Origin of the sequence: Streptomyces sp. SID5910, assembly GCF_009862125.1 — a bacterium.
GTDB lineage: Bacteria > Actinomycetota > Actinomycetes > Streptomycetales > Streptomycetaceae > Streptomyces.
Genome location: NZ_WWHX01000393.1, coordinates 1 through 10,141 on the forward strand (window position 1 = coordinate 1; position 10,141 = coordinate 10,141).

General features: G+C 70.0%; 9 protein-coding genes and 2 pseudogenes. 4 read left to right on the forward strand and 7 right to left on the reverse strand.

What is annotated here, in order from left to right:
- Positions 1–49 precede the first annotated feature (49 nt).
- Genes GTW67_RS13270 through GTW67_RS13280 form a run of 3 tightly spaced genes read right to left on the reverse strand, consistent with a single transcriptional unit; the run spans position 50 to position 3,197 of the window.
- Positions 50–1,069, reverse strand: coding sequence for an ABC transporter permease subunit (locus GTW67_RS13270; RefSeq protein WP_161165016.1), 1,020 nt, complete (start codon positions 1,067–1,069; stop codon positions 50–52).
- A complete protein-coding gene (locus GTW67_RS13275) occupies positions 1,066–2,595 on the reverse strand; it encodes a sugar ABC transporter ATP-binding protein (protein WP_346010641.1) in 1,530 nt (509 codons plus the stop codon). Before GTW67_RS13275 ends, GTW67_RS13270 begins: the two co-directional genes overlap by 4 nt.
- A 38-nt stretch (positions 2,596–2,633) precedes the next feature.
- Positions 2,634–3,197, reverse strand: a complete 564-nt coding sequence (locus GTW67_RS13280; protein ID WP_161165019.1) for a carboxymuconolactone decarboxylase family protein — start codon at positions 3,195–3,197, stop codon at positions 2,634–2,636.
- A 233-nt stretch (positions 3,198–3,430) separates the two neighbouring features.
- Here GTW67_RS13280 and GTW67_RS13285 point away from each other — a divergent pair, with 233 nt between their 5' ends.
- Positions 3,431–3,841: a cupin domain-containing protein gene (locus tag GTW67_RS13285; RefSeq protein WP_161165018.1), complete on the forward strand. Its 411-nt coding sequence runs from the start codon at positions 3,431–3,433 to the stop codon at positions 3,839–3,841.
- 124 nt (positions 3,842–3,965) lie between these two features.
- On the opposite strand, the gene GTW67_RS37645 is transcribed toward GTW67_RS13285, so the two are convergent.
- The gene (locus tag GTW67_RS37645; RefSeq protein ID WP_346010642.1) at positions 3,966–4,430 is read right to left on the reverse strand and encodes an iron chelate uptake ABC transporter family permease subunit; all 465 of its coding nucleotides are present in this window, start codon (positions 4,428–4,430) and stop codon (positions 3,966–3,968) included.
- Between the two features lie 129 nt (positions 4,431–4,559).
- Between GTW67_RS37645 and GTW67_RS38340 the strand changes: the two genes are divergently transcribed.
- Positions 4,560–6,101, forward strand: a complete 1,542-nt coding sequence (locus GTW67_RS38340) for a substrate-binding domain-containing protein (protein WP_346010643.1) — start codon at positions 4,560–4,562, stop codon at positions 6,099–6,101.
- A gap of 118 nt (positions 6,102–6,219) precedes the next feature.
- Positions 6,220–6,408, forward strand: a pseudogene (locus tag GTW67_RS13300) (lamin tail domain-containing protein); the annotation flags it as partial.
- A 169-nt stretch (positions 6,409–6,577) separates the two neighbouring features.
- Here GTW67_RS13300 and GTW67_RS13305 read toward each other — a convergent pair.
- The 3 genes and pseudogenes from GTW67_RS13305 to GTW67_RS13310 form a co-directional block, all read right to left on the reverse strand.
- Positions 6,578–7,381 carry a DUF4253 domain-containing protein gene (locus GTW67_RS13305; RefSeq protein ID WP_346010644.1) on the reverse strand — a complete coding sequence of 268 codons (804 nt, stop codon included), beginning with the start codon at positions 7,379–7,381 and terminating at the stop codon, positions 6,578–6,580.
- A 147-nt stretch (positions 7,382–7,528) separates the two neighbouring features.
- A pseudogene (locus GTW67_RS38505) lies at positions 7,529–8,015 on the reverse strand (WapI family immunity protein).
- A gap of 731 nt (positions 8,016–8,746) precedes the next feature.
- A complete protein-coding gene (locus GTW67_RS13310; protein WP_524539774.1) occupies positions 8,747–9,001 on the reverse strand; it encodes a hypothetical protein in 255 nt (84 codons plus the stop codon).
- Positions 9,002–9,272: 271 nt separating this feature from the next.
- Between GTW67_RS13310 and GTW67_RS13315 the strand changes: the two genes are divergently transcribed.
- Positions 9,273–10,141, forward strand: an 869-nt coding sequence (locus GTW67_RS13315) for an ABC transporter substrate-binding protein (protein ID WP_237518822.1), incomplete at its 3' end; no start/stop codon positions are given.

Here is a 10,141-nt window from a genome sequence, read left to right on the forward strand (position 1 = left end):
TGAGGGGGGATGCGCGAAGGCAAGGGGCGTTTGCTCCTGCGCGGCGTTGCTAATGCCCTGGTGAGGACTTGCGCTGGAACTCGTTGATGACCGCCGCGACCAGCAGCACGCCGCCCGTGACGACGAGTTGGTAGTTGCTGTTGACCTGCAGGAGGTTCAGGGCGTTGCCGACGACCCCCAGCAGGACCACGCCGAAGACGGTGCCGATGACGGTGCCGTGGCCGCCGGCGAGGGACGTACCGCCGATGACCACTGCGGCGACGGCGGTGAGCTGGGTCTGGAGCCCAGCGGTGTTGGGCGCGGCGGCGCCGAGCCGGGAGAGCAGCATCAGGCCGGCCAGGCCCGCCAGCACACCGGCGAGCGCGTACAGGGCGAGTTTGCGGCCGTTCACGTTGATGCCACTGAGCCGGGCGACGTACTCGTTGCCGCCCATGGCGAAGGCGTCGCGGCCGAAGGTGGTGTACCGCATGGTCACGCCGGTCAGCGCCAGGACCAGCACCGCCACGACGGTCAGGTAGGGCACGCCGATGATCTCGTCGTTGCCTAGCGCGGACATCTTGTCGCCGATGGTGACGCTCATGCCGTTCAGGACGAGCAGCGCGACGCCGTCCAGCAGCATCGCTGAGGCGAGGGTGGCGACGAACGGCGCGACCCGGGTGTAGGTCACCACCAGCCCGTTGACCAGTCCGATCAGCGTGGCGAGCGCCAGGCAGACGACCACGACGGCGGGCGTGGACCAGCCGCCGTCGACCAGTTGGGCACCCACGCACAGGGTGACGGCCGCGTTGCTGCCCATGGAGAAGTCCATGCCGCCGGCGGTCATCAGCAGAGTCAGCCCGGCCGCGATGACCGCGTTGACACTGACCTGACGCAGCACGTTCAGCAGGTTCTGCGAGGAGGTGAACGTGTCCGCCTGCACGGCGGTGAACACGCACACCAGGATCAGTACGAGGATCAGGCCGCCGTGCGGTATGTGCAGCAGCTTCCCGGGCCCCGGCCGGGACGCGCCGGTGCGCTGGGGCGGGCCGGCCGCGACGTCCGGGGAGGCGGAGGGGGTCTTGAGGCTCACTGCGGTTGACCTCCGAGTGCGGTCGCGACGAGCTCGTCGCGGGTGATGGCGTCGATGTCGTGTTCGGCGACCGTGCGGCCGGCGCTCACGACGACGACCCGGTCGGCCAGACGCATGACCTCCTCGGCGGACGAGGAGGCCAGCAGGACGGCCACGCCGCGGGCGGCGAGGTCGTCGACGAGGGTGTGGATGCCGGCCATGGCGGCGACGTCCACGCCGTTGGTGGGGTCCTCCAGGAAGCAGGCGACCGGCTCGGTCTCCAGCCACTTGCCGAGCAGTACCTTCTGCTGGTTGCCGCCGGAGAGTGAGCCGACGGGCGGGTTGCCGGTGAGGACGACGACACCGTAGGTGTCACGGACCGGGGCTGCGCGCCGGGCGAGATGGCCGGCGCGGTGCAGGCGGCGCCGGGCGAAGCGGTCGCCGGCCAGCATCAGGTTCTCGTCCACGGTCATGCCCTGGACCAGGCCGAGGGAGCGGCGGTCCCCGGTGACGCAGCGCAGCCCGCTGGCGAGGGAGGCCTTGACGCGGCCGAAGGGCACGGCACGCCCGTCGACGTGGATCTCCCCGGTGTCGGGGCGACGGCGTCCCGACAGCAGGTCGAACAGCCGGGACTGGGCGTCGCCGGCGGGGCCGAGGACGGCGACGATCTCGCCCTTGCGCACCTCGACGGTGAAGTCGCGGATGGCGCGGCCCTGGCTCAGTCCGCGGACGACGAGCCCGTGATCGCTCTTGGGGGCGGGCCGTTCGGGACGGGTGGAGACGACGTCCCGGCCGACCATGTTGCGTACCAGGGAGCCGGGGTCCATCTCGGCCGCCGGCGCGCTGCGCACCAGGGTGCCGTCGCGCAGGACCGTGACCCGGTCGGCGATGGACATCACCTCGTCGATGTAGTGCGAGATGTAGACGACGGCGACACCCTCGTCCCGCAGCGTGCTCACCAGGGCGCGGACCTGGCCGGCGTCCTTGGCGCTCAGGCAGGCCGTGGGCTCGTCGAGGATGAGTACCCTGCCACCGCGCCGGACCTCGCGCGCCACCTCCACCATGGTCTGCTCGGCCACGGTGAGCGTGCCCGCGACGCGGTCCACGTCGATGTCGATGCCGAGCCCGGACAGCGCCTCGCCGGCCTGCGCCCGGACCGCCTTCCAGTTGACGGCGCCGCCCCGGGTCGGCAGGTCGCCCAGCATGACGTTCTCGGCGACAGTGAGGCCCGTGGCCAGTTCGCGGCGCTGCGGCACCGAGGAGATGCCGAGCCGGCGGGCCTTGCGCACCGTCAGCCCGGTGTGCTGCTCCCCGTCGATGCCGATGGTGCCCGTGTCGGGCTGATGCACGCCGCTGAGGACCTGCACCAGCGTGGACTTGCCGGCGCCGTTCATGCCCATCAGGGCGTGGACCTCACCGGGGTAGAGGTCGAGGTCGACGCCTTTCAGCGCGGCCGCCCCACCGAAGCTCTTGGTGACGCCTCGTACGCGGACCACGGCCTGCCGGGCCCTGTCCTCACCGCTGTCGTGGAGTGCCCCAGGGGTCACGGCGATCCCTCCCTCGGTCTCCGGGTCCCTGAGGGAACTCATGGCTGCGACCGGTCGGCGTCGGAGACGACCCGGCCGTAGCCGCGGACGTCCGGGAAGGGGGGCTCCTTGTCAGGCTGGAGGTCGACCTGGAAGGTGTTCAGGCACATGCCGAGCATGGTGAAGTTGCCGAGCGCGCCGATGGTGTCGACCAGGCCCTTGGAGCCGAAGTGCGCGAGGGCGGCGGCGAAGGTCTCGTCGGAGACGAAGTGCTCCTCGAGGACCTCCCGGCAGAACCGGTAGAACGCCTGGTCGGCCTCGTCGTCGAAGACCGCCTCGCGCTTCTCGGCGATCGCCTTGACTGCGGACTCGGGGATGCCGGCCTCGATCGCCTGGTGCACATGGGCGTTCCACGAGTACTGCGCGTCCCAGTTCCGGGCGGCCATCAGCAGCGTGAGCTCACGCAGGTGCTTGGGCAGGCTGCAGTCGAAGCGGGCGAACGCGCCGAGGGACTCGGCCCGCTCGCACATCTCCGCGCTGTGCAGCCACACCCGGAAGGGGCCGCGGACCGCGCCTCGGCGGCCGGCGATACGGGCGGCCAGCCCCTGCTGCCGCTGGTCCATTTCCTCTTCGGTGAGAACGGGGAGCCTCATCTGGCCGATACCTGCCTTTTCTTTCCGGAGCGTTTCCCGGGCGGGTCGAAAGCCCTGCGGTGACAGGTGACGGTACAGCCGGGCGGAAGATGCTCACCCCTCCCGGAGTGCAACGTAAACCTGCACGCCAGAGGGCACCGATTCGGGACACGGCGACCTAACGTCGTTCGACGCAACACGTCGAACTGGAGAGGAACCCCCGGATGACCACGATCATCAAGGCCGCGTCCGTGCCCCTGCTCGACCGGGGCGGTTCCGTCGTGACGACGCCCCTGATCACCACGCCGTCGGCGGGTGGGGAGAACCTCATCACCAGCGGCATGAGCGTGTATCCGGTGGGTTCCGGAGCTCCGTTGCACTCGCACAACTGCGACGAGCACGTGACGATCCTCGACGGCGAGGCGGAGGTGTGGGTCGACGGTGAGGTGACGAAGCTGGAGCAGTACGACACCACGTACATCCCCTCCCCCGTTCCCCACCTCTTCCGCAATGTCGGCGACCGCCCGCTGCGGATCCTGTGGGTGTACTCCTCGGGTCACGTGACCCGTACGTTCACGGAGACCGGCAGGACGGTGGAACACCTGTCGGACGAGGACCAGATGGGCAGGGACTGAACCCACGCACCGCTGCGACTGGCCACTCGGACGGTGTGGTAGCGGTGCAGCCGTAAAGGGGGCGGGGCGGGCTGGCGTTCGGTCTGCCAGGCTCCGGACAGGACGTTCGGACCCGCTGCCCGCGTCACCCGGCGGGCCGGCTGCGGGTCGGCGCGACGAAGGGAACGGTGCGGGCACGGTCCTCACCGAGCAGGACAAGGCGGCTCCTCTCCGGCGGTACCCCGAGCGCGGCGGCGGTGTCGTCGCCCATCTCCCACAAGGTCAGCCGTCGTTCGTACGCCAGGACGACCGGCGCCAGCACCGCCAGCCCCATCGCAACGACACGGACCTCGTGCCGGCCCCGGGCGTTGAGCGAGCCGATCGTCCAGGCGACGGCCTGCGCGGCCTTGCCGATGTCGGCGCGCAGGTACAGGAAGCTGGTCGCCGCACCCAGCACCGACGAGGCGCAGATGCCGACGAGGACCAGCCGGTAGCCGTGCATCCCGCGCTTCCGGGCCAGCAGGTGTACGGCGGCGCCCGTCGCCACTCCGCCGCGCACCGCGCAGACGGCCGACTGCGCGGCGCCCGCGTCGAGGACGATGACCGCCACGGGCGCGCCGGCCGAGGCGCCATTGCCGAAGCGCCTCGGTAACCGACTCACGCACCGTCAGCTCGCTCGTTTCCGGCGACCGGCGCGCTCTACGCGGCCGACCTCAACAACGACCGCCTGATCGAGCTGGTGCGGGGTTCCGAGTCCCCGCGCTTCGTCCCAGCCGGCGACGTCCCGATCTCGGTCTCGCTCTCGAAGAACGGCAGGACCGCCTACACCGCCGACCAAACCTCGGGCACCCTGTCCGTGGTCGCCCTCCGCAAGGGCGTCGTCATGGGCATCGTCATCAAGTCCGTGGCGACCGGCGCCGGCGTCCTGTCCGTGGCCGCCAACGTGACACGGGTCGACGTGAAGAAGAGCATGATCGAGGAGACCGTCGCCACCGGTACCAACCCGAACCACGTGGAGATCACCGACGGCACCGCCTACCTGGTCGACAAGTCCGGCGCCACCGCGACCGAGGACCCCATCGGCCGTCGGCGGTCTCCTCTGCGCTGCCCGCGGTCACCATCGAGCTGCCGAGCGAACCGCGCAGGATTACGTTGCGCTCCCGGACAGGGTGAACGCCCTCCCTACGGCTGTACCGTCTGCGCCGTCGCGTGGCTGCAGGAGCCGCAGCCACCACGCGCGAACGCCGCCTCTGCGACGCGGGCGGTGAACGGGCGCATCGGACACTCCTCCAGCACACCCCGGAAAGGCGGCCCAGCCATGCCGACGCCCTCGCGTCGCCGAAAAGCCACGCACGTTCTACTGCTCGGCGTCGGTCTGCTGCTCAGCGGCTGCGGCTCCTACTCGGACAACACCGATTCCGCGGACGACGGCCCGCTCACCCTCGGGTTCATCAACGGCGGCGACAGCCAGTTCCACACCTGCCTCCAGCGATCCGTGGAAATCAACGCCAAGAACAACTTCGCGAGGCTGGTCACCGCCAACTCCCGGCAGGACGCCGCGACCGAGCTGAGCAACATCGAGGACATGATCGCGCGCGAGGTCGACGCGATCATCCTGCAGACCGTGGACACGGACGCCTTGAAACGCGGCATCGAGAAGGCCAGGAGCGCGGACATCCCCGTCTTCCTGACCTCCGTGAGCACAGACCCCGACGACATCCTGGGGGCGGTGGTCGTCGATCTGGAGGCGGTCGGCAGGCTGGACGGCCAGTGGATCGCCGACGACGCCGCAGGCCGAGACGTCCAAGTCGGTGTCATCGCGGGGGCGCCGGGCGCCGCGTCCGACCTGCTCACCGACGGCTTCACCAAGGCCCTGCCCGTCCATGCCGAGGTGGTCGCCGAGGAGCCCGGCATGTTCAACGCCGACAAGGCCGGAGAAGTCGCCGCCACCATGGCCCGGGCCCACCCCGGCCTGGACTACGCCTTCGTCGCCAACGAACAGATGGCCTTCGCCGCCCGCAAGGCCTTCGACGCGGCCGGAGCCGACCAGGTCAGGATCGTGACGGTCAACGGCACCGACGAGGCCCTCGCCGCACTGAAGGACGGACGCTTCTCCGCGACGGTGTCCAACTCGGCCGGGAACACCGGCGAACTGGCCGTCCGCAACACCATCGCCCTGCTGCGCGACAGGAAGGCGGAGAAGATCGACCACACACCGATCCGCTTGATCACCAAAAACAACGCGGACACGGCACCGCTGTACTGTCCCGCAGGCTACTGATCCGGTGCGGGCACCGGCAGCCCGCCAGGCCGGGGGACCTGCGACGGCCGATGCCGCCCCTGGGGGCCGCACCGGCCGTCTCCCTGGTACGCGTCCCGTGCCCTCTACCGACTACGACTACCGCCTCGCCGGACGCTCCACCGTCCGCGTCCACACCGGACAGGGCCGCCACACCCGCGCCGACGTCTACCAGGACCGCCGCAACTACGTCTGGGACAACCGCACCGACACCGCCACCCTCCGAAACCACCGCGGCCGGTTCATCGACGACGAGTCCTTGGGCCACCGCCGCAGCGGCCGCCGCTGAGAGCCCTGACGGTGCCGCTGAATCCCACCGGAACCGCCGCCACCGCACCGTGAGGCACGTTCTCCCCTACGGCGGGGACGGCGTGCCGCACGCTGTGTCTACGGTATCTGTCGATTTCCCCGCCTTGTGCTGCTCGGCCGGTGGCCGACCGCCCGGCTTGTCTGCCCGGTCAGTCCCACCAGAAGTCCCAGCAGTTCAGGCCGATGAGGTCCTCGGCGTAGGTGGCGAGGTCTCGGTGGGCGCCCTGCCAGACGTTGTCGGGGCAGAAGGCGAAGTGCTCTGCGGCGATCCGCAGGGCGCCCTCGAGACGGCTTGGCGGGGCTGCGACGCTGAGGTGCAGGGTGGAAAGACCGACGCCGACGACGCGGGCGCCGAAGCGGTCTTCCCAATCGCGGACGACGGCAGAGAACACGGCGGTGTCGTTGTCGTAGTTGACCGGGCCGTTCCAGCCGGCGGTGGTGAGGGCGTCGGCTCCACGAGGTGCGGCGACGAGTCCGAGGCGGGCGTGCGGGTGCTGGGACAAGAAGGCCTGCGCGTACTGATCGGCTATCGCATCAGCGTTCTGGACGGGCGTCGCGGAGGGTGTGAGGCCGGGCCAGGACTGGCCGAACGGGTCGGTGACAGCGAGGCGTTCTTCTGTATCCAGCTGGTCGTCGTCCTCGTCGGTGGCGGTGTAGTCCCGCCACCAGCGGGTGAGTACGGTTTCGGGATCGTGGTCTGCCGGGGACGACATGCGTTCGGGGGACAGTTCGCCGCAGGCCCAGGGTCGGAAGTCGGCCTCGTGCGGATGCAGGGGACCGCACAGGAGCGGCCAGAGGCCGGAGGCAGCATGCTCCGCGCGCAGACGGGGCCACAGCTCAACCGTGGGTGGGCTGTCGCTCAGCCACAGCGGCTGCACAGTGCCGTGGCCCTCCTCCGAGGTGACCATGCGGCCGGGCGGCAGTATCAGGTCCAGACGGGATTCGACGTTCACAAGCGGATGCTAGGTCCCCGGTCTGACAACCGTCCTTGTGCCACCCGCGAGAACACTGTGGCACACGAGACGAGTCGCGGTGCGGTGGGCGGAGGCCGCCCAATTCGTAGAAGACCGGCCGGCCGCGGCGAGTAGGAATCGGCTGCATCAGCGGGGCGGCAAGGAAGCCGGGCAGAGGTCCCACTGGTCAGCCGCGTGACGCAGCGCTGCGGCGTCCATCCTGACCTCCACGACGTACTGGTAGATGTCAGCCCCGTCGTCGTCCTGTTGCCGCACAGGAGTGCCGCCTCCAAGGGCAGATGAGCGCGTATCACCGCGTTCCCGCCCTCGCTTTGACCGGCGAGGCCGAAAGACACGACCGGCTCGATGAACCACGTGTCCGGCCACAGCTCACCTTCGGCATCAGGCTCGGTGACGGCCACCGTCCCTCGGACACCGCGCGCACCCACGCGGACACCTGGCGGGCCTCATCGGTGAGCAAACACGGATCAGTGAAGGACCAGCTTCCCTCTGCAGTCAACACCGTGCCATCGACGACCAGCCAGTTGTCGTCGTACGAGTCGCCGCGGACCGTGGCGAACTGATAGCGCACTGGGCGGAGGTCGACACTACCGGCGAGATCCTTCAGGAGCACCTGGCCAGGATGTCACACGCTGGCAGACGGACTGTGTCTTCCAGCCCCAGGTGCACTGGGCCGAGCCCAAGAGCACACCCCGGACACCGACCTGCCTCTTGATCAGTAACCCTTTCCGCATGATGCTTCCGCCCGTTCACGCGAAGACCGAGTTGATCGAGGTCGTCCGGATCACCGATCCAACGAGGCACATCACAGCCGAGAACTTGGTTGATGCGGCAGCACGAGCACGCCGGACAAGGCTGGTGACGGGCTGAGTAATACCGCTCGCGTGGCTGCTCAGTCGCGGCAGACGCCGGCGCACTCCGGCCATGCCGGCAACACACGTCTCGTCCATCACACCGCTGCATCGCTCCGGTCCTCGCGGTGGGTCAGTCACCCACCGGCGGGATGCCCTCATGGTCACACGGCTCCCGTACCCCCAGAAGCCGTGCGGGCAGGCTGAACCACGTGAGGATTCTCCCCCTCGTCCCCTGGAACCAGCGGCCGTCCGCGAACGACGTCGCCCCTGGGCGCCAGGCGTTCGCCAGAACCGGACACGCCCCGCCTCGGCAACACGACCGATCGCCATGCCGCGCCCACCACCGCCACGCGACGGCAGCGGCTCGACGGGCCACGGCCGGTACCCCGAACCCGCCGCCACCTGTATGGATGAGGTGTTCGGCAAGGGAACCACTGAGTCGGGTGGGACATCGCCCGCATGCGATACCCCACCGTGCCGGAGTGCCGGATCAGGCCTGGTCAGCGGGTGGGTGGCCCTGCCGCGCCTCCACCGGACAGCAGGACGCGCGTCGTCGCCCCGGCCTTCGGGGAAGGGCGCACCGCGCCTTGCGGGCGGCGGCCACCTGCTGGGATGGCGGCAGCTTGGACGTGCCGACGGGGACGGTCAGTTCATGGGAGTACACGATCTTCCCCGCCTGGAACGAGCAGGCGTAGAGGAAACCGGTCACGGCGGCGACAAGGAGGAGCGGGTCGGGCGCTGCCACCGCACGGATCAACAGGGCACGCCCTGTTGGCCTCCGGTCAAGGCTGTGGGACGGCGGAAGTGGCCGGTCATGTGCGGGCCCAGTTGGTCGGCGAGCCCCAGCCCGTCGCCGCGGGCGCGGTCCGCGGGCAGACCGCCGCGCATTACGCACGACGGCGATGCGGAGCCGAGTGATCAGTTCCACAATGGCCCCTGTTGCATATAGGTTGCAATTGCAGATTGGATGCTTGTGCCGTGGTTCCGGAACCCAACAGGCAGGAAGGTACGTCCACATGCCGGTCACCCCCACTCGCCGGAGTGTGCTCGCCGCGGCGGTCGCGACCGGCGCCGGGCTGCTGCTTCCCGGCTGCTCGTCCGCCGGTTCCCGTTCCTCCACGCCGCAGAAGGGCGGCACGCTGAGCGCCGCCTTCCCCGGCGCAGGGGTGAAGGAGACCATGGACCCGCACGCGCAGCGGCAGTTCGTGGACATCGCCCGGCACAAGGCCGTATTCGACAAGCTGGTGGAGCTGGACTCGACCCTGCGGCCGGTCCCGCGTCTGGCGCGGTCCTGGTCCAGTGACGACGAGGCCCGGGTGTGGCGGTTCGAGCTGCGCGAGGCCCGGTTCCACGACGGACACGCCCTCACCGCGGACGACGTGCTGTACAGCCTGTCCCGCATCCTCGACCCGAACGCCGCCGACCACCTGGCCAAGAACTCCCTGTCCCACATCGATCTGGCCAACTGCCGCAAGGTCGGCAAGTTGGGCGTGGAGATCGCCCTCGACCGGCCCAACGCGGAACTGCCCAGCCAGCTCGCGATGACCGGCACGCCCATCGTCCGCGACGGCTGGGACGATCCGACGAAGCCCGTCGGCACCGGCCCGTTCCGGTTCGTCTCCTTCACGGCCGGGCGCAGCTTCACCGGCCGCCGCTTCGACGACCACTGGAACGGCGCCCCGCACCTGGACGAGGTACGCATCCTCTCCGCAGAGTCCGAGGCCCGCGCCGCCGCGGTCCGCAGCGGCGAGGTGCACTTCGCGCACGAGATGACACCCACCTTCGCCCGCACGGTCGCGCACGACAGCCGGGTGCGGGTGGTGGCCACCAAGCGCAGCGGGGTGCAGGGGTTCGCGCTGAAGACGGACCGGGCGCCGTTCGACGA